Annotated in this window: 27 protein-coding genes; 6 read left to right on the forward strand and 21 right to left on the reverse strand. The window is 66.5% G+C overall.

Annotation, left to right across the window (positions count from 1 at the left end):
• Positions 1–257: 257 nt before the first annotated feature.
• Positions 258–1403, reverse strand: a complete 1146-nt coding sequence (locus AC2EAL_RS14780; protein WP_484725002.1) for an alpha-D-ribose 1-methylphosphonate 5-triphosphate diphosphatase — start codon at positions 1401–1403, stop codon at positions 258–260.
• Between the two features lie 104 nt (positions 1404–1507).
• On the opposite strand from AC2EAL_RS14780, the gene AC2EAL_RS14785 reads away from it, so the two are divergent.
• Positions 1508–2179 (forward strand): DUF1045 domain-containing protein, encoded by a 672-nt coding sequence (locus tag AC2EAL_RS14785; RefSeq protein WP_484725003.1) that lies wholly within the window; start codon positions 1508–1510, stop codon positions 2177–2179.
• On the opposite strand, the gene phnN is transcribed toward AC2EAL_RS14785, so the two are convergent.
• From phnN to AC2EAL_RS14805, 4 genes are read right to left on the reverse strand one after another with little or no spacing between them, the layout of a single operon-like run.
• Positions 2161–2685: a phosphonate metabolism protein/1,5-bisphosphokinase (PRPP-forming) PhnN gene (gene phnN, locus AC2EAL_RS14790; protein WP_484725004.1), complete on the reverse strand. Its 525-nt coding sequence runs from the start codon at positions 2683–2685 to the stop codon at positions 2161–2163. The genes AC2EAL_RS14785 and phnN overlap by 19 nt on opposite strands.
• Positions 2682–3365, reverse strand: a complete 684-nt coding sequence (gene phnL / locus AC2EAL_RS14795) for a phosphonate C-P lyase system protein PhnL (protein ID WP_484725005.1) — start codon at positions 3363–3365, stop codon at positions 2682–2684. The genes phnN and phnL overlap by 4 nt, the downstream gene beginning before the upstream one ends.
• 4 nt (positions 3366–3369) lie before the next feature.
• Positions 3370–4155: a phosphonate C-P lyase system protein PhnK gene (gene phnK, locus AC2EAL_RS14800; RefSeq protein ID WP_484725006.1), complete on the reverse strand. Its 786-nt coding sequence runs from the start codon at positions 4153–4155 to the stop codon at positions 3370–3372.
• Positions 4152–5030: an alpha-D-ribose 1-methylphosphonate 5-phosphate C-P-lyase PhnJ gene (locus AC2EAL_RS14805; protein WP_484725007.1), complete on the reverse strand. Its 879-nt coding sequence runs from the start codon at positions 5028–5030 to the stop codon at positions 4152–4154. The genes phnK and AC2EAL_RS14805 overlap by 4 nt, the downstream gene beginning before the upstream one ends.
• Before the next feature lie 47 nt (positions 5031–5077).
• On the opposite strand from AC2EAL_RS14805, the gene AC2EAL_RS14810 reads away from it, so the two are divergent.
• Positions 5078–5305, forward strand: coding sequence for a hypothetical protein (locus AC2EAL_RS14810; protein ID WP_484725008.1), 228 nt, complete (start codon positions 5078–5080; stop codon positions 5303–5305).
• A 2-nt stretch (positions 5306–5307) separates the two neighbouring features.
• On the opposite strand, the gene AC2EAL_RS14815 is transcribed toward AC2EAL_RS14810, so the two are convergent.
• From AC2EAL_RS14815 to phnG, 3 genes are read right to left on the reverse strand one after another with little or no spacing between them, the layout of a single operon-like run.
• On the reverse strand, positions 5308–6396 hold the full coding sequence (locus AC2EAL_RS14815) for a carbon-phosphorus lyase complex subunit (RefSeq protein WP_484725009.1): 1089 nt from the start codon (positions 6394–6396) through the stop codon (positions 5308–5310).
• Positions 6396–6977: a phosphonate C-P lyase system protein PhnH gene (gene phnH, locus AC2EAL_RS14820; RefSeq protein WP_484725010.1), complete on the reverse strand. Its 582-nt coding sequence runs from the start codon at positions 6975–6977 to the stop codon at positions 6396–6398. Before phnH ends, AC2EAL_RS14815 begins: the two co-directional genes overlap by 1 nt.
• The gene (phnG, locus tag AC2EAL_RS14825) at positions 6974–7423 is read right to left on the reverse strand and encodes a phosphonate C-P lyase system protein PhnG (protein ID WP_484725011.1); all 450 of its coding nucleotides are present in this window, start codon (positions 7421–7423) and stop codon (positions 6974–6976) included. Before phnG ends, phnH begins: the two co-directional genes overlap by 4 nt.
• Before the next feature lie 112 nt (positions 7424–7535).
• Between phnG and phnF the strand changes: the two genes are divergently transcribed.
• Positions 7536–8246, forward strand: a complete 711-nt coding sequence (gene phnF / locus AC2EAL_RS14830) for a phosphonate metabolism transcriptional regulator PhnF (RefSeq protein WP_484725012.1) — start codon at positions 7536–7538, stop codon at positions 8244–8246.
• On the opposite strand, the gene AC2EAL_RS14835 is transcribed toward phnF, so the two are convergent.
• The 13 genes from AC2EAL_RS14835 to AC2EAL_RS14895 form a co-directional block, all read right to left on the reverse strand.
• Positions 8237–8854 (reverse strand): LbetaH domain-containing protein, encoded by a 618-nt coding sequence (locus tag AC2EAL_RS14835; protein ID WP_484725013.1) that lies wholly within the window; start codon positions 8852–8854, stop codon positions 8237–8239. The genes phnF and AC2EAL_RS14835 overlap by 10 nt on opposite strands.
• Positions 8854–10179, reverse strand: a complete 1326-nt coding sequence (phnE, locus tag AC2EAL_RS14840) for a phosphonate ABC transporter, permease protein PhnE (RefSeq protein ID WP_484725014.1) — start codon at positions 10177–10179, stop codon at positions 8854–8856. The genes AC2EAL_RS14835 and phnE (AC2EAL_RS14840) overlap by 1 nt, the downstream gene beginning before the upstream one ends.
• A gap of 1 nt (position 10180) precedes the next feature.
• Entirely contained in the window at positions 10181–11059 is an 879-nt protein-coding gene (phnE, locus tag AC2EAL_RS14845; protein WP_484725015.1) for a phosphonate ABC transporter, permease protein PhnE, read from the reverse strand.
• 61 nt (positions 11060–11120) lie between these two features.
• On the reverse strand, positions 11121–12017 hold the full coding sequence (phnD, locus tag AC2EAL_RS14850; RefSeq protein ID WP_484725016.1) for a phosphonate ABC transporter substrate-binding protein: 897 nt from the start codon (positions 12015–12017) through the stop codon (positions 11121–11123).
• Between the two features lie 52 nt (positions 12018–12069).
• A complete protein-coding gene (phnC, locus tag AC2EAL_RS14855; RefSeq protein WP_484725017.1) occupies positions 12070–12888 on the reverse strand; it encodes a phosphonate ABC transporter ATP-binding protein in 819 nt (272 codons plus the stop codon).
• Between the two features lie 84 nt (positions 12889–12972).
• Positions 12973–13881, reverse strand: coding sequence for a lysophospholipid acyltransferase family protein (locus tag AC2EAL_RS14860; RefSeq protein WP_484725018.1), 909 nt, complete (start codon positions 13879–13881; stop codon positions 12973–12975).
• A gap of 10 nt (positions 13882–13891) precedes the next feature.
• Complete coding sequence (locus AC2EAL_RS14865; protein WP_484725019.1) at positions 13892–15127, reverse strand: alpha-D-ribose 1-methylphosphonate 5-triphosphate diphosphatase; 1236 nt, start codon at positions 15125–15127, stop codon at positions 13892–13894.
• Positions 15124–15792 carry a class I SAM-dependent methyltransferase gene (locus tag AC2EAL_RS14870; protein WP_484725020.1) on the reverse strand — a complete coding sequence of 223 codons (669 nt, stop codon included), beginning with the start codon at positions 15790–15792 and terminating at the stop codon, positions 15124–15126. Before AC2EAL_RS14870 ends, AC2EAL_RS14865 begins: the two co-directional genes overlap by 4 nt.
• Positions 15789–16583, reverse strand: a complete 795-nt coding sequence (phnE, locus tag AC2EAL_RS14875; protein ID WP_484725021.1) for a phosphonate ABC transporter, permease protein PhnE — start codon at positions 16581–16583, stop codon at positions 15789–15791. The genes AC2EAL_RS14870 and phnE (AC2EAL_RS14875) overlap by 4 nt, the downstream gene beginning before the upstream one ends.
• Positions 16580–17380 (reverse strand): phosphonate ABC transporter ATP-binding protein, encoded by an 801-nt coding sequence (locus AC2EAL_RS14880; protein WP_484725022.1) that lies wholly within the window; start codon positions 17378–17380, stop codon positions 16580–16582. The genes phnE (AC2EAL_RS14875) and AC2EAL_RS14880 overlap by 4 nt, the downstream gene beginning before the upstream one ends.
• A gap of 7 nt (positions 17381–17387) precedes the next feature.
• On the reverse strand, positions 17388–18242 hold the full coding sequence (locus AC2EAL_RS14885; protein ID WP_484725023.1) for a PhnD/SsuA/transferrin family substrate-binding protein: 855 nt from the start codon (positions 18240–18242) through the stop codon (positions 17388–17390).
• Between the two features lie 250 nt (positions 18243–18492).
• Complete coding sequence (locus AC2EAL_RS14890) at positions 18493–19014, reverse strand: hypothetical protein (RefSeq protein ID WP_484725024.1); 522 nt, start codon at positions 19012–19014, stop codon at positions 18493–18495.
• A 253-nt stretch (positions 19015–19267) separates the two neighbouring features.
• The gene (locus AC2EAL_RS14895) at positions 19268–20173 is read right to left on the reverse strand and encodes a LysR family transcriptional regulator (protein WP_484725025.1); all 906 of its coding nucleotides are present in this window, start codon (positions 20171–20173) and stop codon (positions 19268–19270) included.
• Positions 20174–20407: 234 nt separating this feature from the next.
• Here AC2EAL_RS14895 and AC2EAL_RS14900 point away from each other — a divergent pair, with 234 nt between their 5' ends.
• The 3 genes from AC2EAL_RS14900 to AC2EAL_RS14910 are packed head-to-tail and all read left to right on the forward strand — an operon-like array spanning position 20408 to position 22432.
• Entirely contained in the window at positions 20408–20833 is a 426-nt protein-coding gene (locus AC2EAL_RS14900) for a DoxX family protein (RefSeq protein WP_484725026.1), read from the forward strand.
• Between the two features lie 22 nt (positions 20834–20855).
• Positions 20856–21791, forward strand: coding sequence for a VOC family protein (locus tag AC2EAL_RS14905; protein WP_484725027.1), 936 nt, complete (start codon positions 20856–20858; stop codon positions 21789–21791).
• Complete coding sequence (locus tag AC2EAL_RS14910; protein WP_484725028.1) at positions 21788–22432, forward strand: protein-methionine-sulfoxide reductase heme-binding subunit MsrQ; 645 nt, start codon at positions 21788–21790, stop codon at positions 22430–22432. The genes AC2EAL_RS14905 and AC2EAL_RS14910 overlap by 4 nt, the downstream gene beginning before the upstream one ends.
• Positions 22433–22448 lie beyond the last annotated feature (16 nt).

The following is a 22448-nucleotide window of genomic DNA, read 5'->3' on the forward strand; positions in this document are numbered from 1 at the left end:
CCGCAGGGGATGTTTTGATGCGCGGGCGCATTCCGAGGAAATCCAAGAGCGGCTTTCAATCCGATGCTGATCGAACCGCCGATAGCGCCGCCCCGGTTGCCAATCGTTTTGCCACCGAAGAACGAAGCGCTGGTGATCAATCGATTTCAGACGGTTGGATGTCAGGCCCATCTTCGCCCGGCAGGGCCGTCCGGCTTGCCGCCGGCAGCAGCAGGATTGAAAGCTGTCGCGAAAGGGCGCGTTCTCGAATTGTCGCCCTACGCCACCCTTTGCCCCTGAACCCAGACACCGCGCAGGGCTCCCGCGGTCCCGATCCGTGCAACCCTGACCAGGTCTGCCCGTGCTTCCAGTTCAATCCTTCCCCTGTCTGAAAGCCCAACGGCTTCTGCTGGGGCAATGGTAACCGTGGCGATCCCGCGCGAGACGTCACCCCACAGGTCCCCCAGCATCAGCGCGGCGGACAGGAGCGATGACGGCACGTAGTCCGACGACACGATGTCCAAAAGGTCGGCCTCAGCCAGCTCGCGCGCCGCGACGTTGCCGGAATGGCTGCCGCCCCGGATCAGGTTCGGAGCGCCCATCATCACCTTGATGCCGTGGTCGGTGCAGGCCTGCGCCGCTTCGACCGTCGTGGGGAACTCGGCAAACTGCGCGCCGTGTTCGGCCGAGCGGGCGACATGACTGGCCTCGGTGTCGTCGTGGCTGGCCAGCACCGCGCCATAGCGGCGCGCGGCGGCGACGGCGGCGGCTTCATGCACCTCGCCGAACCGGTCCTTCAGCGCGCGTTGACTGGCGACGTGGGTCTCCCAGTCCGCATCCGAGATGCCGTGCTTGCCGACATAGTAATCCTTCAGCTTGGACAGATCGCGGAACTGCCGCGCGCCGGGGGTGTGGTCCATCAGGCTGACGATGCCGATCCGGTCCTCGGGGCCGAACTTGTCCAGCTCCTGGATCAGGGTTTCGGAACAGACCTCGGCGCGCAGGTGCAGGAAATGGCTGATCTTCAGCGCGCCTTCGGCCCGCAGGCCCAGGATTTCATCGGCAAGGACACGCGCATATTCGCCGTAGTTCGCCTTGGCGTTGGAAACGACCGACCCAACCCGCAGCGCATCGAAGACGGTGGTGATGCCAACGCTGGCGAGTTCCGCGTCATGCGCGATGATCGCGGCGGCATGGGGCCAGTCGACCTTGGGGCGCGGCTCGATATGACGTTCCAGGTTGTCGGTGTGCAGCTCGATCAGACCCGGCACCAGAAGGTCGCCGCCGCAATCCTCGGCCCCTGGCGGCACCTCGGACCCCTCGGCGATGTCCGCAATGCGTCCGTCGACGACGCGCACCTGCCCGCGCAGGGTCTCATTCGGCAGGACCAGGGTGGCGTTGGCTAGAATGGTGTCGCGGGGCATGTCGTCCTCTTGGGTCTTGCAGGCGAATTCGTGCTGGCCTCTGGTGACATCTGACCGTCACGTGCGTGTGACAAATCCCGGCTACCCCGCCGCGCATGGACCAGATGAAACGCTACGCCGTCTATTACGCGCCCCGCGAAGGGGCCTTTGCCTTCCGCGCCAATGAATGGCTGGGTCGCGAGCCGGGTAACGACCGCGACCTGCCGCAGCCGGTGCTTCCCGGGATCGGCGATCCGCGCGACATCACGGCAGAACCACGCCGTTACGGCTTTCACGGCACGATCCGCGCGCCGTTTCGTCCGGCGGAAGGGGTGGATGAGGCGATGATCCGCGACACGGTTGCCGACTTGGCTGGTCGCCTCGCTCCTGTCACATGCGATGGTCTGCGGCTGGAGGTTCTGGACGGTTTCATCGCGCTGACGCCCACGGGCTGCGAGGCAGCACTTCTCGCGCTTGGCGCGGCAGTGGTCGAGGGCACGAACGACCTCCGCGCGCCCCTGACCGAAGCCGAGATCGCGCGCCGCCGCCCCGACCGGCTGTCGCCCCGCCAGCGTGAGCTTCTGGACCGCTGGGGCTATCCGCATGTGATGGAAGAGTTTCGCTTCCACCTGACGCTGACCGACCGGCTGGAGCAACCCGACCCGGTCCGCGCGGCGCTGGAGGCGTATTTTGCCCCGGTCCTGCCGCGCCCCTTCGCAATCGAGGACCTGTGCCTGTTCGGCGAGGATGCAGCGGGCCGGTTCCATCTTCTGCACCGCTATGCGCTGACCGGCTGAAGAGCGGCCAGAAAGCGGGCGACGCCCAATTGCAGGCTGGCGTCGTTGATCACGGTCTGGAAGGCAATGCCCTTTGGCATCTCGAAACTGGCGCGGGACAGACGGTCGCGGATGTCCGTCGCGGTTTCGCGGCCGCGCGCGGCCAGGCGGGCGGCAAGGATGATGTCGGGGGCCGTGACCAGGATCACGCGCAGACCCGGGAAGACCCGGACAGCGACAGGCAGGGCAGCGCGGCTGCCGTTGAAGATCAGGTCGCCGGGGCCGGTAACCTGATCGATCGGAATGCCGTAGGACAGGCCGTGCGCCTCCCAGGCCAAGGCGAAGTCGCCCCGAGCCTTGCGGGCAGCAAAGGCGTCGGGCGTGACACCGTCGAAGTCCTCGCCCCCGGCCTCGGTCGGGCGGGTGATGACGCGGCGGACCAGGCGCAAGTCGGGTCGGGACGCAAGTGCCCCCCGGATCAGCGTGTCCTTCCCGGCACCAGATGGGCCGACAATGGCGAAGATCATGCCGCAACCCTCGGCGTGAAACCGGTCACGTCGACCAGCCGGTCGCAGACCCGCGTCCGCGCGCCTTCGTCGTGGAAGATGCCCAGGATTGCCGCGCCGCGCGCCTTGGCTTCCTCGATCAGGGTCAGGACGACCTCGCGGTTGGCGGCATCAAGGCTGGCTGTGGGTTCATCCAGAAGGAGCGCGGGATAGGCATGGGCGAAGCCGCGGGCGATGTTGACCCGCTGCTGCTCCCCGCCCGAGAAGGTGGTGGGCGACAGGGTCCAGAGGCGTTCCGGGATGTTCAGGCGCTGAAGGAGTTGGGCCGCGCGGTCGCGGGCTTCGTCTGCCGGAGCGCCCAAGGCGAGGAGCGGCTCGGCAACGACGTCAAGCGTGGGGACGCGGGGGACGACGCGCAGGAATTGGCTGACGTAGCCCAGCGTTTGGCGGCGCAGCGCAATGATCTCGCGCGGCTCGGCCGTGGCGACGTCGGTGTCGCCGACCATCAGGCGGCCGCCGGCGGTCAGATAGTTGCCGTAGACCATCCGCATGAGGGTGGATTTCCCCGCGCCCGACTGGCCGGTGAGGCCGACACACTCCCCGGGACTGACGCTCAGGGCCGCGCCGCCCATGACCGGTATCACCGTGCCGCCCTGGTTGTGAAGCGTGAAGGACTTCGACAGGTTCTCGATGCGGATCATGGGGTTACACCTGAAGGACGGACGAGACGAGGAGTTGCGTGTAGGCGTGCTGCGGATCGTCCAGCACTTGGTCGGTCAGGCCCTGTTCCACCACGCGGCCCGATTTCATCACCATCAGTCGGTGCGCGAGCAGGCGGACGACGGCCAGGTCGTGGGTGACGATGATGACCGACAGGCCAAGGTCGCGGGCCAGCCCGCGGAGCAGGTCCAGAAGCCGTGCCTGCACGCTGACATCAAGGCCTCCCGTGGGTTCGTCCATGAACACAAGTCGGGGCGAGGTTACGAGGTTCCGCGCGATCTGCAGGCGCTGCTGCATCCCGCCGGAGAAGGCAGAGGGCCGGTCGTCGATCCGGTCCGCCGCGATCTCGACCCGGCCCAGCCAGTCGGTGGCCTTGCCGCGAATCTCGCCGTAGTGCCGCGCGCCGACGGCCATCAGGCGCTCGCCCACGTTCCCGCCCGCCGAGACGCCCATCCGCAAGCCATCGCGCGGGTTCTGGTGAACATAGGCCCAGTCGGTACGGCCAAGGCGGCGGCGCTCGGTTTCCGACATCGCCAGCACGTCGCGCCCATCATAGGCGATCCGGCCCAGATCGGGCCGCTGGTGGCCGGCAAGGCAGGACAGCAACGTAGACTTGCCCGAGCCGCTTTCGCCGACGATCCCCAGGACCTCACCGGGGTAAAGGTCGAAGCTGACATCAAGGCAGCCGATACGGGGGCCATAGCGTTTGGTCAGCCCCTCGACCTTAAGGAGCGGCTGGTCGGTGGCCACAAGCTTTTCCAGCAGCGTCATTCCGCCCCCTCCGGTTCGGGCGCCCAGAGCCGCCCCTTCATGCCCCGCGCCCGCCGTCCGGCGCAGAAATCCGTGTCGGAACAGACGAACATCCGCCCGCCCTGATCGTCGGTGATCACCTCGTCCAGGTAGCTGTCCTTGGCGCCGCAGAGATCGCAGTCGTGCGGGGCCTTCGAGGTCACGAACGGGTGGTCGTCGAAGTCGAGGCTGACGGCATCGGTCCAGGGCGGCAGGGCGTAAATCCGCTGCTCTCGCCCCGCGCCGAACAGCTGGATCGCCGGGTTGCCCGAGAGCTTGGGGTTGTCGAACTTGGGGATCGGCGAGGGGTCCATCACATAGCGGCCCTCGACCTTGACCGGATAGGCGTACGAGGTCGCGATCTGGCCGTGGCGGGCGATGTCCTCGTACAGTTTCACATGCATGAGGCCGTATTCTTCCAGCTCATGCATCTTCCGCGTCTCCGTCTCACGCGGTTCGAGGAAGCGCAGGGGTTCGGGGATCGGGACCTGATAGACGAGGATCTGTCCCGCCTTGAGCGGCGTCTCGGGGATTCGGTGGCGGGTCTGGATGACGGTCGCCTCGGGTGTGGCTTCGGTCACGTCCACACCGGCAGTGCGCTGGAAGAAGCGGCGGATGCTGACCGCGTTGGTGGTATCGTCCGCGCCCTGGTCGATGACCTTCAGCCGGTCCTCGGGGACAAGGCAGGCCGCCGTCACCTGCACCCCGCCCGTGCCCCAGCCATAGGGCATCGGCATCTCGCGGCTGGCGAAGGGGACCTGGTATCCCGGCACGGCGATGCCCTTCAGGATCGCGCGGCGGATCATCCGCTTGGTCTGTTCGTCGAGATAGGCGAAGTTGTAGGCTTGATCGGTCACTTCAGTCGCCCCAATTCTAGGAAAAGGTCACACGCTGCGGAGCTGTCATGCCCAGCTTCGCCACGGTTGCTCTTGTCGCCACGGTCCTTCTGGTTCTGGTCATGCTGATTGCGGCATGGGTGTCCAAACCTGATCGAAAGAGGCGCGACGACTCCGCCGGCATTGTGCCTTCTGTTGATGCCGGTGCAGCGCAGAAGGGTGATGGTCGCCGACCCGATGCAAATGACAGCTGGTCCGGCGATGGAGGTGACGGCGGCGGAGGCGGGGGCGACTAGCCTCATTCTGCCGCCTCCTGCATCGCCATGGCCTCACTCCGCAGCTTGCGGACCAGTTCCAGTTCGGCCTGGAAGTCGACGTAGTGCGGCAGCTTGATATGCTCCAAGAACCCGGTCGCCTGGATGTTGTCGCAGTGCATCAGGACAAATTCCTCGTCCTGCGCGGGGGCACCGGTGAAATCCTCGCCCAGTTCCTGCCAGCGCAGGGCGCGGTCGACGAGGGACATCGCGATGGCCTTGCGTTCGGACTGGCCCATGACCAGGCCATAGCCCCGGGTGAACTGCGGGGGCTCGGTCTTCGAGCCCTTGAACTGGTTGACCGTCTCGCATTCCGTCAGCTCGACCTCGCCGATCTCGACGGCGAAGCCAAGCTCGGGGATGTCCACCTCGACCGCAACAGTGCCGATGCGCAGTTCGCCCACGAAGGCGTGGGTCCGACCATAGCCGCGCTGGGTGGAGTAGGCCATCGAAAGGACAAAGCCCTCGTCCCCCCGGGTCAGAGCTTGCAGGCGGAGCGTCCGGTCGGCGGGCAGCTCCATCGGTTCGCGGGTCAGGTCGGGGGGCGTGGCGTCGGACGCCTCGGCGGTCTCGATCAGACCGTCTCGATTGAGGAAGCTGGTGACATGGGGGACGCGGGGCAGCGGCGTCTCGACGGGCAGGTCGCGGGCGACCGGGGCCCCGCCGTCCGCCATCAGGGTGAAGTCCAGAAGGCGGTGGGTGTAATCGAAGGTCGGTCCCAGCACCTGGCCACCGGGCAAATCCTTGAACGTCGCCGATATGCGCCGGTCGACCGCCATCGCCCCAGTATCCACAGGCCGAGAGCCTGCAAGGCGCGGGAGCGTGGTCCGGTAGGCGCGGATCAGAAATACCGCCTCGATCAGGTCACCCCGCGCCTGCTTGATCGCAAGCGCCGCAAGGTCGGGGTCGTAGAGCGAGCCTTCGGCCATGACGCGGTTGACGGCCAGAGCCATCTGTTCACGGATCTGCGGGATGGTCAGTTCGGGGACGGTCGTGTCGCCCCGCCGCTCCTCGGCGAGCCACTGGTGCGCATTGTCGATGGCGCGTTCGCCACCCTTGACGGCCACATACATCAGATTGCCTCCACGCGGGTGGACCTTGGCAGACCGGCGATGCGGTCGCCGGCGGTGAAAAGCGTGTCGAAGCCCAAGGGGAACAGCGCCCGGTTGGCGCGGAAGGCGGCGGTTTCCGGCAGGTTCAGCCACGTTGCCGTCTCGACTCCCGGGCCGGTCAGGGCCGGGCCGTGGTTCACCAGCCGGTCGCATTCGACGATCAGCGTGGCCGAGCGGTCGGGATAGTCCGGCTGGCCGATCCTGAAGCGGGTGACGGGCTGCAGCGCATCCCAGGTACCCACTGCAAAGTCAGCGTCCTCGGCCGTGGTCAGTGGCGCGCCGATGTGGAAGGCCACCCAGTCGCGGACGGACGCGCAATCGGCGCGGCCCGCGAGGTGCAGGCGCGTCGTCGGGTCGGTCAGGACGAGGAGTGCGGTGCCTGCGGCCTTGGACAGCGGCTCGGGCGGCCTTGCCCCCTGAACGCGGCGGATCGTGCCGGGACGCGCCATCGCCTCCAGGATTTCGCGGAAGGCGCGGGCGGACTGGACGGGTCCTTCCGTGAAGCCGCCTTCAAGGGCGTCGTTCGGTTGGGTAGCGATCATTTGTCCTCTCCCCGGACCATGGTGAAGAAGTCGACCTTGGTGGCCGCGGCCTTGGCGGCGCGGGCAGAGCGCGAGGCCTCGGCCTCGGCTTGCAGGGGGTGAAGGACTTGCGCTGTCAGGTCGTCGGCCCGGGCGGTCTGCATCAGCGCATCCAACGCCGCCGCCCGTAGCGCATGGGCCTTGTCGCGACCCTGCACCCAAGCATGGCCGACCTCGCCGGTTTCCAGACGGACCGAGGCGCGGGTCACCGTCATCTCGCCCAGGTTGAACGCGGCCCCTGTCGCCCCGACCCGACCCCGAACCATGACCGCACCGATCTCGGGCTGGCGAAGGATGTGATGCGGCGGCAAGTCGGGGAACAGCGCTGCAAGGCGCGCGGGTGGGGCCTTGGCCAGGGTGGCCATCCAGGACTTGCGATCAATCGGGGTGGCGTCGGTCATCGGCATCTCGACAGGTTCAAGGGGTTGTCTAGTATCCTATACAACTATACAAATCATACGCGACGGAAGGCCGGCGGCCAACCGGAGAGTTGTGAATTTTTCATGACAGGAGAAGCGCTTGAAGGAAGCCATCTGGTCCGCCATCGCGGCCACCCTGACCGAGGAGATCGCGGCGGGCCACTACCGGCCCGGTGCACGGCTGCCGACTGAGGCTGCGTTGGCCGCGCGGTTCGGGGTGAACCGGCACACGGTGCGCCATGCCCTTGCAGCGTTGGCCGAGCAGGGACTGGTCCATTCCCGGCAAGGGGCGGGGGTCTTCGTGGCGCCGCGGCCGACCGACTATCCGCTCGGCCGTCGGGTGCGGTTCCACCAGAATGTGCTGGCTGCCGGGCAGACACCCTCGCGCCGGATCAGCCGGTCCGAGACCCGGGCCAGCGATGCGTCCGAGGCGCGTGGCTTGCGACTGAAGGCTGGAGAGCCGGTTCTGGTGGTTGAAGGCGTGTCTTTGGCCGATGGACAGCCGGTTGCCGCCTTTCGGTCGATCTTCCCGGCAGCGCGGTTTCCGGGGCTGCTGGAAAAGGTCCGCGAGACTGGATCGATCACCCGGGCACTCGCGGCCATGGGGCTGACGGACTACACCCGCGCCGAGACGCGGCTGACGGCAGAGCTGGCTGACCCGGTGCTGGCCGTATCGCTGATGGTGCGGCCGGGCGCGCCGGTGATGCGGACGGTGGCGGTGAACGTGGACCCCAAGGGCGTGCCGGTGGAACTTGGTACGACCTGGTTCGCGGGCGAAAGGGTGACGCTGACCGTCGCCGATCAGCCGTGATACTTCTCCAGGAACGCCTCGGCCTTCAGGGACCGGAAGTCGAGCAGTGCTGCCCGCAGCCGGTCGTGGCTCCAGTCCCACCAGGCCAGCGCCATCAGGCGGTCGGCGATGCCCGGAGCAAAGCGGGGGCGCATGGGCTGGGCCGGAAGTCCCGCCACGATCATGTAGGGTGGCACGTCCTTGGTCACGACGGCGCCAGACGCGATGACGGCCCCGGCGCCGATGGTCACCTCGGGCTTCACGATGACGCCGTGACCCAGCCAGGTATCCGGCCCGATCACGGTGCGACGGCTGGCGCGGTGGGCCATGAAGTCTGCGTCATCCGCGACATCGTCCCAATAGTAGGCCGACCGATAGAGGAAATGGTGCAGACTGGCATGGTCCATCGGGTGATCTGTCGGCCCGATGCGGGTCATCGCGGCGATGTTGGCGAACTTGCCCACAGTCGTGTTTGCGATGTCCGAAAGCCGGTCGCAATAGGCGTAGTCCTCGAAGGTCGAGTTCAGCACGCGACTGCCTTCGCCGACTTCACAGTAAGCGCCGAAGGTGGAATTGACGATCTGGCAGCCGGGATGGACGTAAGGCTCGGTCGGGGAAAGCTTCGGCATCAGTCGCCCTTGATAAGCTTGCGGCGCAGCCAGCCCGACAGGCTGTCCATCAGCATCACCATGAGAACGATCAGGACCATGTAGTAGGCGACTTCCTCCCAGTCCTTCTGGGTGATGATCGCCTGGGTCAAGAGGAGGCCGATCCCGCCGCCGACAATGGCACCGATGACGGTGGCGCTGCGGGTGTTTGATTCAAGGTAATAAAGGATCTGGGACAGGAGAACCGGCGTGATCTGCGGGATGACGCCAAAGCGGGCGCGTTGCAGAGAGTTTGCGCCGGTCGACTGGACGCCCTCGACCTGTTTCTCGTCGATGTTCTCCAGCGCCTCGGAGAAGGTCTTGCCGAAGGTGCCTGCGTCCGTGATGGCAATCGCGATGGCGCCGGTCATCGGGCCGGGGCCAAAGGCGCGGCTCAGGATGATGGTCCAGATCAGGCCGTCCACCCCGCGGATGAAGTCGAAGAACCGACGCACGGCGAAACGCAGGGGGCCAAGCGGCATGAAGTTCCGCGCCGCAAGGAAGCCCAGGGGCAGGGCCACGATCGCCGCCGTCATCGTGCCAAGGAAGGCCATCAGGATCGTCTCGAAGATCGCCCAGGCCACATCGCCGTGCCGCCACATCTTGTTGGTCCAGAATTCGGAGACCATGTACCCAAGGTTCGAGCGGTCCGGATCGATCCGGTCGCCAGCGGTGGCAAGCGAGATCAGTTCGCCGAAACCCTTGCCGTAGAACGGGCTGTCGAGGGTGAAGAACCACAGCTCCCAGCCGGCCTGGTAGCGGAAGGTTTCGACCTTGGCGCGCGAGTAGTTGAAACGCCCGGCGTCGGTGGTCACGGACACCCGGTTCTCAGACACCGCAATCCAGTCGGGGATCGGCTCGGGCGCAGTGATCACCGGCTTGCCGCCTTCAGGGCGGATATCGATGGTGCCGTAGCCGGGAACGACCATGCGCGCGCCCTGATCGTCATAAGTGACGACATGGCCGGTGCCGAGGTCGATCGTCGTGGTGCTGCCATCGGTCTTGACCCAGTCGGGCAACATGCCCTCGGGGTAGGTGCCCTTGGTCTCGCCTTCGATGGCAACTTCAAGGGTGCCGGTCCGGTTGTCGCGGGTGACATGGGTCTTGTGCGACCAGAAGTCGCCGAGAAGGATCGCGGCATTGTCAAAGCGGGCGCGTTGGGCAAGTCCCGCAAGGTCAAAGCTGATCGCGGCGTAGATCAGGTAGGCCAGGATCGCCGCCGGGATCGCGAAGGCCAGCCGGGTGCGCCGGGCGAAGCTTTGGGTCACGGTATCGACAGGCGCGGGCGAAAGCATTGCAGCGGTCATGTCAGTGGCCCTTCACCAGCTTGTGGCGGTAGTGGTCCGAGATGCGGTCAATCACCACGATGGCGAGGAACAGGAGGGCAAAGATCGCCACGACCTTGTCATAGCTGCCCTGACCCCATTGCATCGCCAGCTTCAGGTCATGGCCGATGCCACCTTCGCCGACGAAGCCGAGGATCGCGCTGGCACGGACGTTGATCTCGAACCGCAATAGCGCATAGGACAGCCAGTTGGGGGCCACCTGCGGGATCACGCCCAGCCACATGCGCTGCGACCAGTTGGCGCCGACGGACTGCAGGCCTTCGATCGGCTTAAGGTCGGCGTTTTCGGCGACTTCCGAGAAGAGCTTGCCCAAGGCGCCGCCGGTGTGGAGCGCGATGGCGATGACGGCGGGGACCGGGCCACCGCCGAGGATGTAGATCAGGACCAGTGCTATGACGATTTCGGGGATGGCACGCAGGCCGTCCATCGTGCGGCGGAAGACAGGGATCAGGCGGGGCCAGCGGGCGAGGCCGCGGGTGGCCAGCAGCGACAGCGACATGGCAGCCAGCGCACCCAAAAGCGTGGCCACGGCGGCGATGTTCAGCGTTTCGATCAGCGCCGGAACATGCTCGATAAAGACGGATGGCAGGTTGGCACGCTTTTCCCACGCTTCGGAAAGAACTTCAGAGGGAAAGTCGAAGGTCTGGTGCAACCCACCCCAGAAGCCGCCGGCGTTGCGTTCGTCCGCCAGCCACCAGCCCGAAGACATGAGCGCGATGAAGAGCACCAGCAGAATGCCCCCGTACATCCGCTTGCGGCGGACCATGTCGAGGTAGGCTTCACGGGGATTGGACCGATCGGGGCGTTGGCCCTGCTCTGGTCCGAAGGCGACATCGACCATGGGGTGTTCCGGATATGAAAAGGCCGGACCCCGGCGAGTGCGGGGTCCGGCGGAGGATGGCTTACATGCCTTCCTGCAGCTTACGGGCGGCGATCACGCCGAGGTACTGGTCGTGCGTGACCGGGACAAAGTCCTTGGCCTCGCCCGCAGCGACGTTGTAGGCGCACTCCGGATCATCGGCCCACATCGTGTCGAGCATCGCGACCATCTTGTCCTTGACGTCCTGCGGCAGTTCGCGGCGCAGCACCATCGGGCCTTCCGGGATCGGCTTGGACCGCCAGATTTCCTTCATCGTGCTCATGTCGACAAGGCCGGCATCAACCGCCTTGCGGAAGGCACCCGAAGTGAAGCCGTCTTCCCAGTTGCCAAGGCCATCGGCCCAGGACACGCCCGCTTCGAAGTCGCCGTTGGCAACGCCGACGATGGTCTGCTCGTGCCCGCCGGACATCTTCACTTCGCCGAAGTAGTCTTCCAGCTTGCCATACTTTTCGGTCAGCTCGGCGGCCGGGATCAGATAGCCCGAGGCCGAGTTCGGGTCGGCGAAGGCGAAGACCTTGCCCTTGACGTCGTCCATCGAGTTGATGCCCGAATCGGCCTTGGCGAAGCCGATAGAGAAGTAGCCGGTGGTGCCGTCGGTGTTCTGCTTGGTCAGGACCACGTCGACCGCTTCCGGGTTGGTCAGGTAGACCTTGGCGTAGGCGGATGCGCCAAGCCAGGCATAGTCGAGCGTGCCGCCGAGGAGGCCCTGGATCACGCCGTCATAGTCGGCCGGGGTGAAGAGCTTGACCGGAACGCCAAGCAGTTCCTCGGTCTTGACGCGCAGGCACTCGGTCGAGGCGAGGCGGTCCTGGGCGTTTTCGCCGCCGAGGATGCCGATGTTGAATTCGGTGATCTCTTGCGCGAGGGCCGAGGTGGCCGTCAGCGCGACGAGGGCGGTTGCAGTCAGCAGCTTTTGCATGGGAGCTCCATGAAGGTTGTGGCCGGGATGGCCGTGAAAACTTGTGGGCGGGTCACGACAGCATGAGGTCCGCGTAGGAGCGGTCTGCTGTGGTGTCGGCGGGGATCGAGGTCGAAGTAGCGGCCTCGTTGAAGGATTCGTCCGCGCCATAGATGTCGCGGGCGACCTGGGTCGAAAGCTGGTCGGGGGTGCCGTCAAAGACGATGCGGCCGTCACGCATGCCGATGACGCGGTCGCAGTAACGGCGCGCGGTGTCGAGCGTGTGGAGGTTGGCGATGACCATGCGGCCGTCTTCCACGTTGATGCGCTTCAGCGTGTCCATCACGACCTGCGCGTTCATCGGGTCGAGCGAAGCGATGGGCTCGTCCGCCAGGATGATCTTAGGGTCCTGCATGAGCGCCCGGGCGATCGCCACGCGCTGCTGCTGGCCGCCCGACAGCGCCTCGGCCCGTTTGGTGGCCTGTTCGCTGATGCCAAGACGGTCCAGGATCTCAAGCGCCTTCAGGATGTCGGCCCGCGGCCAGAGGTTGAACATGGTCTGCAGGGTGGAGCGACGGTTCAGGATGCCGTGGAGGACGTTCGAGGCGACATCCAAGCGGGGCACCAGGTTGAACTGCTGGAAGATCATCGCGCAGTGCGACTGCCAAGCGCGGGCCTCGGCACCCTTCAGGGCAAGGACGTTGCGGCCATCGACGCGAATCTCGCCCGAGGTCGCGTCGAGAAGCCGGTTCATCATGCGCAGGAAGGTGGACTTCCCCGCGCCGGAGCGGCCGATGATGCCAATAAAGGCCGGGCGGTCGATCTGGAAGCTGATGTTGTCGACGGCGGCCTTCTGGCCGAACATCCGCGTCACGCCCTGCACATCCAGCATAGGTCATCCCTTCGCCTTGCTCTGGGACGGTCCTAGCGGGCCTTTGTGACAGACATCACAAGGCTGAATGAAGCTTGTGTGACGCTACCACTTCACATGGCGAGGCCAGACGTAGGTTTCATCCGGGTTTTTCAGCGCCGGGCCGGCCAGTTCCATGCAGCGGCGGCGCAGATCGGCGGCGATCTTGTCGCGGTCCAGGTGGGCCAGGTCTGCGGCGGACACGGGCGAGCCGATCCGCATCTCGACCGGGTGGCCCATCCTGCGCCGGGTCTCATGGAAGATCAGCGCAACGCGCAAGGGGTAAGAGGTGTGGCTGGCGATCTGGAACAGACGCGAGTTCTGGCCCGCGAAATGCACCGGCAGGGTGGTGACGCCGGGGATCGTCGCCAGACGCCCCACAAAGGGATGCCACGGCGAATCCACCGCGCGCCCGGTCAAGGGCTTGTTCGCCGTGGCCACCCCTCCCGCCGGAAAGACCGCGACGACCTTACCGGCCGCAAGCAGCTCGGCCGCGCGGCGGCGGGTTTCGGCGGTCAGGCGGCGCGCTTCGGGCGTGCCGGAGAAATCCACCGGCAGAAGGTAGGGGTCGACCTCGGGCACCCGGCAGAGGAGGCTGTTCGTCAGGATGCGGACGTTGCCGCGCAGCTGCATCCCCAGATGGCCGATGGTCAGCCCGTCGACCACGCCGAAGGGATGGTTCGCCACCAGAAGCAGGCCGCCGCTGGATGCGACCTTCTGCAGATTGGCCTGTCCGGCGGCGACATGCGGCCTGATGTTCAGCTGCCGAAGCGCCGCCGCGAAGACCGGCACGCCGGGCAGGTTGTCGCCCCAGGCCCAGTCCAGATACAGCCGCCGGAGCTTGGGCTGGCCGGTCAGCGCCTCGACCGCGCGGATCAGGCTGCGGCGGAACAGCGACTGTCCGGGATGGGCATAGGTGAAATCGACCTGCGGCGCGGCGGGAAGCTGGTCGAAGTTGGCGAGTGCGTCGAACATGTGGCGTACCTCAGAGGGCGGGTTCGGGCTGGGGAGCGAAAGGCAGGGCGGAATAGCCAGCGCGGCCCGCGACCCAGGTGCGCAAGGCGGCCGGGGCCTGGCCTTCGGGCCAGTCGAGCAGAAGCAGGTCGGCGCGCTGGCCGGGGGCGATGCGGCCACGGTCGGTCAGGCCCATGGCGCGGGCCGGGTTGAGCGAGACAAGCTTCCAGAGCGCGGACAAGGGCGCCACGCGGTCGGCATGCAGTCGGACCATCGCCCCCAGCATCGCCGGGTAGAAATAGTCCGACGCAAGGATATCGCAGAGACCTCGCGCGATCATGTCAGCCGCGCCCGGGCTACCCAGATGGCTGCCGCCCCGCATCGCGTTCGGCGCGCCAAGGACGATGGGATCGCCCGCCTCTCGCGCGGCAAGGAAGACGCGCTCATGCATCGGGAACTCGGCGACCGACGCCCCAAGTCCGCGGTAGTAGGCGCGGGTCTCGGCCTGGCTGTCGTCGTGGGACAGCATCGGCGCCTGTTGCGCCCGGGCCAGCGCAGCCATGCGGGCGATGTGTGCGGGGACATCTGGCCGACGCTGCCAGACCGAGGTCAGCAGCGCCACATACTCCTCGGTCGAGACACGGGCGCGACGGGCCTGGTCGGCCATCTTCTTCAGGAAGCGGGGATCGTCGAAGGCCGTCACAGGATAGTCCGCGACCTGATCGAAGGGCCGGCCCTGCACTGGGATGTCATAGTGCAGTAGCATCGAGGTCGTGTGGTCGTTGAACGCCAGCGCCGGGCGGTCCGGGCCGGACAACACCTGGGCGATCAGCGGTTCCGCCTCGTGACAGAAGGTCTCCCACCGCAGTTGCAGTCGGTTCTCGACGGTCAGGCGCGGGCGCAGAGCCTGCAACGCGCGGACAACCTGCCAGCCGGTGTCTACGCTGCGCAGGCCGGGCTCCCACGACAGGGTCAGGGCATGGTAGGCGGTGGCGATCCCGTTCGCCGCAAGCTGGCGGTCGGTCTCCAGAAGGGCGATCTCGACCGGGATCATCACGCCCGGGCGCGGCATGATCTGCCGCTCGAACGCGTCGCCGTGGACATCGACAAAGGCCGCAGCAAGGGTGCGGCCCTTTGCCGGAATGACCAGAGCCCCGTCACGCGCGACATCGATGCCAGTGATGCGGCCAGCCTCGATCCGGACCGAGGTTACCTCAACCCGGTCCTCCAGGATGACGCGGGCGCCTTCGATAAGCTCGGCGGTCATGCCAGACGCTCGGCCAGAAGGTGCCAGTGCCAGGAGCCGGGCTTTTCATGCGGCCGGTCGAAGAGGGTAAAGACCTCGAACCCCCACATCAGCGACAGAAGGTCAGGCGCGGTGCAGAAGTAGTGCGGGTGGATCTTGTCACCCGGGCCTTCGAACACCCAGGTATTGCGGCTGATCTCGCGGCCCTTGGCCTTGGCCTGTTCAACGGGCAGGCGACGGGCCGAAAGCATCGTCGCCATGAACGTGCCGCCGGGTCGCAGGACGCGGGCGATTTCCGCCATCGTGCGGCGGACGACGCTTTCGTCCCCGTGGTAGATGACGTTCCAGGCGAGGACGTGGTCGAAGCTTGCAGTCGGAAACGGCAGATCGGTCATCGGGGCCTGCACGGTGTCAATCGTCAGACCCTTGGCGAAGGCAGCGGCAGCGATCGCCGAGGTCGCGGCCTCGGACGCATCAAGCGCGGTGACCTGATGGCCCGTTTCGGCAAAGGCGAGCGCATGGCGGCCGATCCCGGCACCAAGGTCCAGAATGCGCGAGCCGTGGGGCAAGGTGCTGGCATGGTCGATCACCCAGGGTTCCGGCATCGCCCAGGGCGAGGTGCCGTCGGCCTTCTGCCATTCGGCGTTCCAGTAGAGATGCGCGGTGTCGGTCAGCATGTGGTTCATATCAGCTTCCTTCGGATCCAGCCGGACCCCTGTTCCACGGCGATGACGAGCGCGAGCATCATCAGGATGATGGCCAGCGCTTCGTCGTAGTTGAAAAGGTCGAAGGCGACCTTGAGGTCGACCCCAATCCCACCCGCGCCGACAAGGCCCAGGGCGGCGGACCCGCGCACCGACTTCTCCAATGCGAAGAGGGAGGTTGCGGTGAACGACGGCAGGCACGCCGGGATCACGGCGGACCCGATGATGCCAAGGCGGCTGGCCCCGATGGCCCGCAGCGCGTCCTGGGGCCCGGGGTCGGTTTCCTCCATCGCCTCGGCGAAGAAGCGACCGGCAAAGCCGATCTTGTCGACCATGATCGCCATGACCCCGGCGGCGGGGCCAAGGCCCACGATGATGATGAAGATGATCGCCCAGACCAGGTCCGGCACGGTGCGGAACAGCGCAATGATCGCGCGTGCGGCGTGGCGGACGATGGGGTGCGGCGACAGGCGGTCAGTTGCCAGGATCGCGAAGGGAAGCGCGAGGAGAAGCCCCAGGAAGCAGCCCGCGACGGCCATCTGCAGGGTCTCCAGAAGCTTCCAGCCGATGGGGACAATGCGGGTGAAGTCCGGCGGGAACATCTGAGTCAGCATCCCCGATGGCGCGAAAAGCCGGGCGATGCCCGAACCAAGCTTGTCCGGTGCCGGGGCTGTGGCGGCAACCGACGTCACCACCAGCGCAAGGACGGCCAGGATCGCCGCGTATTCGACAATGCTGCGGTGCTGGAACCGGGTGGGGGCAAGGGTGGTCATGCGGCCTCGGCGTGGTCGAAGAACTGGCGCAGCCCGGCGGCATTGGCGCGGGCGGTCGGCAGGTCGAGGGTGATGCGGCCGTCAGCCAGGCCAAGGATGCGGTCGGAATAGCGCAGCGTGTGCTCCAGCCGGTGCGAGATCACCAGGAGCGAGAGGCCATCGTCGCGCACGAGGTTGAGGAGAAGCGACATCACCTCTTCGCCCGTCTGCGGGTCGAGGCTGGCGTCGGGCTCGTCGGCCAGGATGAAGGCCGGGCGTTGCATCAGCATCCGCGCGATGGCCACGCGCTGCTGCTGGCCGCCCGACAGGCTGTCGACGCGGACCAGCGCGCGGTCGGCCAGGCCCACTCGGTCAAGGCAGGCCATCGCCTCGGCCCTGACGGGGGCGGGGGCCAGGGACTGCACCCAGGCGCGCGGGCCGGACATCCGGGCCTGCACGCCGTGGATGACGTTCGACAGGGCGGACAGGCGCGGAACAAGGTTGTGGCGCTGCCAGACGATCCCGACCTCGGCCCGGAACTGGCGCAAGGCGCGCGGAGCAAGGGCGGGCACGTCACGGCCCAGCATCCGGATCTGGCCCGAGGTCGGCTCGATCAGCCGGACAAGGCAGCGCAGAAGCGTCGACTTACCCGACCCGTTCGCCCCGATCAGCGCCGTGGCCTGGCCGGGAGCCAGCGCGAAGTCTAGGCCTTGCAGGACCTTGCGACCAGCGAAGTCCTTGGCAAGACCCGCAACGGACAAGACCGGCTCTGCCAAGGCAGAACCGGCCAGCGCCTGCGGGGGGAGAGGCGCGTTCATCCGAAGGTCACTCGCCCACGAACTCGGTGAACTCGGTGATGCCGATGTTCTCGAACATCTTGCGGACCACGTCGTAGTCGGCGTTGGTGACGGTGGGGTTGAAAGTCCCGCCGATGTACTTGGCGTTCTCCTCCGTCGAGGTGATTGCAGCCAGGATCTCGGCGCCATGGTCGGTGAAGGTCTTCCGGACGGTCTCGACCACCTCGGGCGCCACCTTGGCCGAGGCGAGGAGGATGTCGTCGGGCAGTTGCGGGCCCTTGACCACGACGCGGAACTTCTGGTCGGGGAACTTCTCGGTGATGCTGTCGATATGGGTGCGGTTCAGGCCGATCCCGCCGATCTCGCCCTTGATCAGCGCCTCGACCGCGACGTTGCGGTTCAGGAACACCGGCTCGTAATCCATGGCATAGGTGAGGCCGGCCTGGGCAAGAAGATCGACTGGACCAAGGTGCTGCGAGGTCGACCCGATCTCGCCGAACGAGATCTTCTGGCCCTTCAGGTCGGCAGGCGCCTTGACCGGGCTCGAATCCAGCACGACGACGGTCGAATAATAGTCGGGGCGGACCCAGGTCACGACCGGTTGCGCATCAAGGCGCGCGTTGAACACCACATATTCCGCCGGGCCGGTCAGCACGAAGTCGATCTGATCCGCCGCCATCGCCTCGACCGCGACCGTGCGGCCCGAGACCGGGAAGAACTCGACCGTCAGGCCCGAGGCCGCCTCGAACGGCCCCATCTCGCGCTGAAGCGCTTCCATGCCGTCGATATCAGTGACGGCGAAACGGATGGTGTCCTGGGCAACAAGCGGCGTGGCGGCAGCAAGGCCAAATGCCAAAAGACCGGAGGCAAGAAGCGGTTTCATGGAGAGACGTCCCTTCAGTTGAGCTGAGGGACGGCTAGCAGGCGATCACTACAGTGGCGCGACGGAAAGGTTACAGGAGTGCGACAGGGTCCACCCCGAGCCGATCTTCAAACGTCGAATGCGTTGCGTGGCGAAACGGAACACTGTCAAGGCTCTTGCCGAGCGGCGGACAAGGACGACCTGATCCCGGAATGACCTGGGGCGCGTCGGTTGCCCGGCGCGCCCCTTATTCCTGCTGCAGGGATGGTGATCAGCTGATGCTGTCGAGGTAGCGGGCCACGAGGTCGGCGGTGGTGTGCGCCGCAGGGTCAAGCGCCAGCGAAGCGGCCAGCTGAGCCTTGGCGGGCGTCACGATGCCGATGTCGCTTCCGGTGTCGCCGCCGTTGCTGCCGCCCAGGATGAAAGCGATCGCGCCGACGTCGTTCTCGTTGATCGCGTCCTGCAGGCGGATCATCTCGTTGACCGAATAGGCGCCGGGGGTCACGCCGACCAGACGGGCCAGCTGCTCGGCCCCTTTCGAGGTCGCTGCGTCACCGGACTTGTCGCTGCGCGAGACGCCGTCATTGCCCTGGCTCAGGATGAAGGCCTCGGCAGCCTTGTCGCCATCGCGGCGGGCATCCTGCAGCTGGATCATCTGGGCCACGCTGTAGGCACCGGCGGGGACGCCAAGCTGCGCAGCCAGCTGGTCGGCACCTTGGCCAGCCATGGCGACGCCAGCGAACGGAGCGGTCAGGGCGACCAGGGACAGGGCGAGGATGGATTTCTTGAACATGATGTCTTCCTTTCTTTGCGGCCCCTCGGGGCACGGCGGGTTTCGAGTGAGCGATCCCGGTCGGTGCCGCAGCAGTGCGGACCGGAGGATCAGGTTGGGTTTCAGTCTTTCCCGGGTTCCGCTGGTGCCTTCCGGCGTCTTGCGTCCCGATGCGATGAAGTTAGGCGTTCATCTGCAGGAGATCATCAGGCGCTTCGTTGATGATCGATTTCACGCGAGGAGATGATCCGGCACGACCAGGCCACGAATGTCTCTAGTTTGCCCCAAGCGGGCCGCCAAAGCCTTCGGGGCCGGCGAGGAAGTCCAGGAAGCTGCGGGTCTTGGCGGGCAGATAGCTGCGGTCGGGGTAGATCGCCGACAAAGCCACGGTCGGGGCTGGCAGATCGGACAGTATCCGCTCCAGCCGACCCGCGGCCAGATGCGCGCGGGCAGGAAGATGCGGCATGATGGCAATGCCCATGCCTTCAAGCGCCGCCTGGAACAGCACCGTCTCGTTTGCGCTCTGCAGGACGGGGATCATGCGAACTTCCGGGGCGTTTGGTCCAAGGCCAAAGCGGACGCGCCCCCCGGTGCTGATGGGACTGTAGGCGAGGAACGGTTTTCCGTTCAGGTCTTCGACCTCCTGCGGGCGTCCGATCCGGTCCAGCAGCGCAGGTGCCGCCAGGATATGGAAGGTCACATCGGCCAGCCGTCGCGCGATCAGCCCCTCGTCAAGCGACGGGCTGACCCGCAGGGCCAGGTCATAGCCGTCTTCGACCAGGTTCACCTGCCGCCCGGAAAGGTCGAGATCGAAGGTCACCTCGGGATAGCGCGCGCGATAGGCGGCGAGCACACGGACAAAGCCGGGCTCGGCCAGCCAGACCGGCAGAGACATCTTCAGCGTCCCGCGCGGGTCGATGGTCGATTGCGCCAGCCGCGCGCCCACCTCGTCCAGCCCGTCCAGCAAGGGGCGCACAGCCTGCAGATAGATCGCGCCCGCCTCGGTCAGGCTGACGCTGCGGCTGGTGCGGTTCAGAAGCCGTGCGCCGACCTCGGCCTCGATGTGCTGGACGTGCTTGCTGGTCATCGCCGCCGACAGGTCCATCCGCTCGGCAACGGCAGCGAAGCTTTTCGCCTCGGCCACGGCGGCAAAGACCCGCAGGCTGAGTAGGCTGTCCATGATTTCCTCCTGATGAACCACGCCGCGCGACGGGTGGGGACGAGTTTTCCGGCAGGCAACGTATAGGTGCCGACATTGCTGATCAACGCACAATACCCCCGGAAATGCCGAAGATCATCAACTGAGAGGAAATGCAGCCTTCACCCGCGCGCCAATGATCCGGGGCGGGGGACCGGGTATTTCTTGGGGCACAACAAACCGGGGCCCATGCCCCAGAACCCGAAGGGACAGACCATGACCATGACCTCGACCGCCTCTGCCACCCCCAGCCGCGGCTGGAACATCGCCATCTGGGGGGGCCAGATCGCCCTTGCGGGCCTTTACGCGATGGGGGCGTGGTTCCACTTCCTGCCGCCGGAAGAGGCCGCCAAGATGGGCGCGGTCTGGATGACCGAAGTCCCGATCGCTCTGCCGCGCTTCATCGGCATCATGGAAGTGCTGGGTGTGCTTGGCCTGATCCTGCCCGCCGCGACCCGCATCATGCCGCATCTGACCGTCTGGGCCGCCGCTGGCCTGCTGGCGATCCAGGCGCTGGCTATCCCGTTCCACGCCATCCGGGGCGAGTTCGAGCCGCTGCCCTTCAACCTGATCTACGTGGTCCTCGCTGTGTTCGTCCTCTGGGGCCGGGCCCGCAAGGCCCCGATCGCGCCCCGCGCCTGACCCGCAAGAACAGGAGACCGACATGGACACGCCCGCCCTCGCCCTTGCCCGGCAACGCGCAGCCGACAACCTTCCCGAACGGCTGACCTGGGGCCCACTGACCCTGTCGGTCACCGACCTTGACCGCGCCGAGGTGTTCTGGACCGAAGTCGTAGGCTTCGTCCGGCGCCCCGAGCCGGGACCGGGTGTCGCCCTTGGCACCCCTGACCGGACGCTTGTAGTGCTTCAACCCGGCGCCACCAGCCCGGTCGCGAAGGGCCACGCCGGCATGTACCACGTGGCCTTCCGTATGCCGAGCCAGGCCGAATTCTCGCGCCGGATGCAGCGGTTCATCGACCTCCGCCTTCCGTTCTCTCCGGTCGATCACCTGATGTCCAAGGCGATCTACATCAGCGACCCCGATGGGCATGGCATCGAGATCGCCTTCGAGACGCCCGAGCGCTTTGGCCGGTTCAGCTTTGACGGCGGCCGCTTCGCCATGTTTGACGCGGACGGCCGCCCCCACAGCGGTCGTGAGCGGTTGGACCTGCTCGCGGAACTCCCGGCCGCCGAGGGCACTGATCCCTCCCTTCCCCTGCACCGTGACGCGACGGTCGCGCATCTGCACCTGCATGTGCCCACGCTTGATCCTTCCCTCGCCTGGTTCGAGCGCCTGGGCTTTGCCCGCAACCTGACCCTGCCCGACTTCGGCATGGCCGACATGGGAACAGGCGCGTCCTATACCCATCGTCTGGCGATGAACCTCTGGGCCGGACCCGGGGCGCGGCCTGCGCCTGCCAACTCGGCCCGGCTTCTGTCCTATCGGCTGGAGACGTCCGACACCGACACCTTCGCTGCCGCAAGGGTTCACCTGACGGAATCGTCAGGCTCGGGCGTTCTCACCGGGACAGACCCCGCAGGCGTCACCCTGACCCTGGCCCTGCGCGCCACCGAACACCGGAAGGAGAACGCAGCATGACCCTGCAAAGCCCCATCGAGACCGCCCCGGCACCCTCGCTACTGAAAAGCCTCATGTACCCCTACGGCCTCTGGGCGCTGTTCGCGGCTCCCGGCGTGGCAATGACCGTGGCGATTTTCACCTCGGATACCCCCGCGGCGATGATCCACGAGATGATCCATCCCTCGGGCGAGTTCTCGGCGCGGTTCCTGATCGTCGCGATGATGGCGACGCCTCTGGCCATGCTACTCCGCGGCTGGCGCGGGCCGCAGTGGATGAAGCGGAACCGCCGCTACCTGGGTGTTGCGGCCTTCGGCTATGGGCTTCTGCACACCGTCCTCTATCTGATCGACAAGGCGGCACTCGACCCCGTGCTCACGGACCTGCCCAAGTTCTACATCTGGACCGGCTGGGTCGCCTTCCTGATCTTCGTGCCCCTGGCCCTCACCTCGCATGACTGGTTTGTCCGCAAGATGGGCCCCTGGTGGAAATGGCTCCAGCGCTGGACCTATGCCGCCGCCGTTCTGACGCTTGCCCACTGGGCCGCGCTGAACGACTGGGGTGGGGTTGCGCCTGCGCTCGTCCACTTCGGCCCGCTGATCGCGCTGGAGGCCTACCGCGTCTGGTACTGGTACCTCCGCCCCCGTGCCACCGCCGCCTGACCCTTTCCCCAAACCC

The sequence above is a fragment of the Tabrizicola sp. T74 genome, assembly GCF_057219935.1.

Coding starts and splice junctions, on each gene's coding strand:
- AC2EAL_RS14780 (WP_484725002.1), bottom strand. CDS start 1,403: ATGCCCCGCGACACCATTCTAGCCAACGCCACCCTGGTCCTGCCGAAT.
- AC2EAL_RS14785 (WP_484725003.1), top strand. CDS start 1,508: ATGAAACGCTACGCCGTCTATTACGCGCCCCGCGAAGGGGCCTTTGCC.
- phnN (WP_484725004.1), bottom strand. CDS start 2,685: ATGATCTTCGCCATTGTCGGCCCATCTGGTGCCGGGAAGGACACGCTG.
- phnL (WP_484725005.1), bottom strand. CDS start 3,365: ATGATCCGCATCGAGAACCTGTCGAAGTCCTTCACGCTTCACAACCAG.
- phnK (WP_484725006.1), bottom strand. CDS start 4,155: ATGACGCTGCTGGAAAAGCTTGTGGCCACCGACCAGCCGCTCCTTAAG.
- AC2EAL_RS14810 (WP_484725008.1), top strand. CDS start 5,078: ATGCCCAGCTTCGCCACGGTTGCTCTTGTCGCCACGGTCCTTCTGGTT.
- AC2EAL_RS14815 (WP_484725009.1), bottom strand. CDS start 6,396: ATGTATGTGGCCGTCAAGGGTGGCGAACGCGCCATCGACAATGCGCAC.
- phnH (WP_484725010.1), bottom strand. CDS start 6,977: ATGATCGCTACCCAACCGAACGACGCCCTTGAAGGCGGCTTCACGGAA.
- phnG (WP_484725011.1), bottom strand. CDS start 7,423: ATGCCGATGACCGACGCCACCCCGATTGATCGCAAGTCCTGGATGGCC.
- AC2EAL_RS14835 (WP_484725013.1), bottom strand. CDS start 8,854: ATGCCGAAGCTTTCCCCGACCGAGCCTTACGTCCATCCCGGCTGCCAG.
- phnE (WP_484725014.1), bottom strand. CDS start 10,179: ATGACCGCTGCAATGCTTTCGCCCGCGCCTGTCGATACCGTGACCCAA.
- phnE (WP_484725015.1), bottom strand. CDS start 11,059: ATGGTCGATGTCGCCTTCGGACCAGAGCAGGGCCAACGCCCCGATCGG.
- phnD (WP_484725016.1), bottom strand. CDS start 12,017: ATGCAAAAGCTGCTGACTGCAACCGCCCTCGTCGCGCTGACGGCCACC.
- phnC (WP_484725017.1), bottom strand. CDS start 12,888: ATGCTGGATGTGCAGGGCGTGACGCGGATGTTCGGCCAGAAGGCCGCC.
- AC2EAL_RS14860 (WP_484725018.1), bottom strand. CDS start 13,881: ATGTTCGACGCACTCGCCAACTTCGACCAGCTTCCCGCCGCGCCGCAG.
- AC2EAL_RS14865 (WP_484725019.1), bottom strand. CDS start 15,127: ATGACCGCCGAGCTTATCGAAGGCGCCCGCGTCATCCTGGAGGACCGG.
- AC2EAL_RS14870 (WP_484725020.1), bottom strand. CDS start 15,792: ATGAACCACATGCTGACCGACACCGCGCATCTCTACTGGAACGCCGAA.
- phnE (WP_484725021.1), bottom strand. CDS start 16,583: ATGACCACCCTTGCCCCCACCCGGTTCCAGCACCGCAGCATTGTCGAA.
- AC2EAL_RS14880 (WP_484725022.1), bottom strand. CDS start 17,380: ATGAACGCGCCTCTCCCCCCGCAGGCGCTGGCCGGTTCTGCCTTGGCA.
- AC2EAL_RS14885 (WP_484725023.1), bottom strand. CDS start 18,242: ATGAAACCGCTTCTTGCCTCCGGTCTTTTGGCATTTGGCCTTGCTGCC.
- AC2EAL_RS14890 (WP_484725024.1), bottom strand. CDS start 19,014: ATGTTCAAGAAATCCATCCTCGCCCTGTCCCTGGTCGCCCTGACCGCT.
- AC2EAL_RS14895 (WP_484725025.1), bottom strand. CDS start 20,173: ATGGACAGCCTACTCAGCCTGCGGGTCTTTGCCGCCGTGGCCGAGGCG.
- AC2EAL_RS14900 (WP_484725026.1), top strand. CDS start 20,408: ATGACCATGACCTCGACCGCCTCTGCCACCCCCAGCCGCGGCTGGAAC.
- AC2EAL_RS14905 (WP_484725027.1), top strand. CDS start 20,856: ATGGACACGCCCGCCCTCGCCCTTGCCCGGCAACGCGCAGCCGACAAC.
- AC2EAL_RS14910 (WP_484725028.1), top strand. CDS start 21,788: ATGACCCTGCAAAGCCCCATCGAGACCGCCCCGGCACCCTCGCTACTG.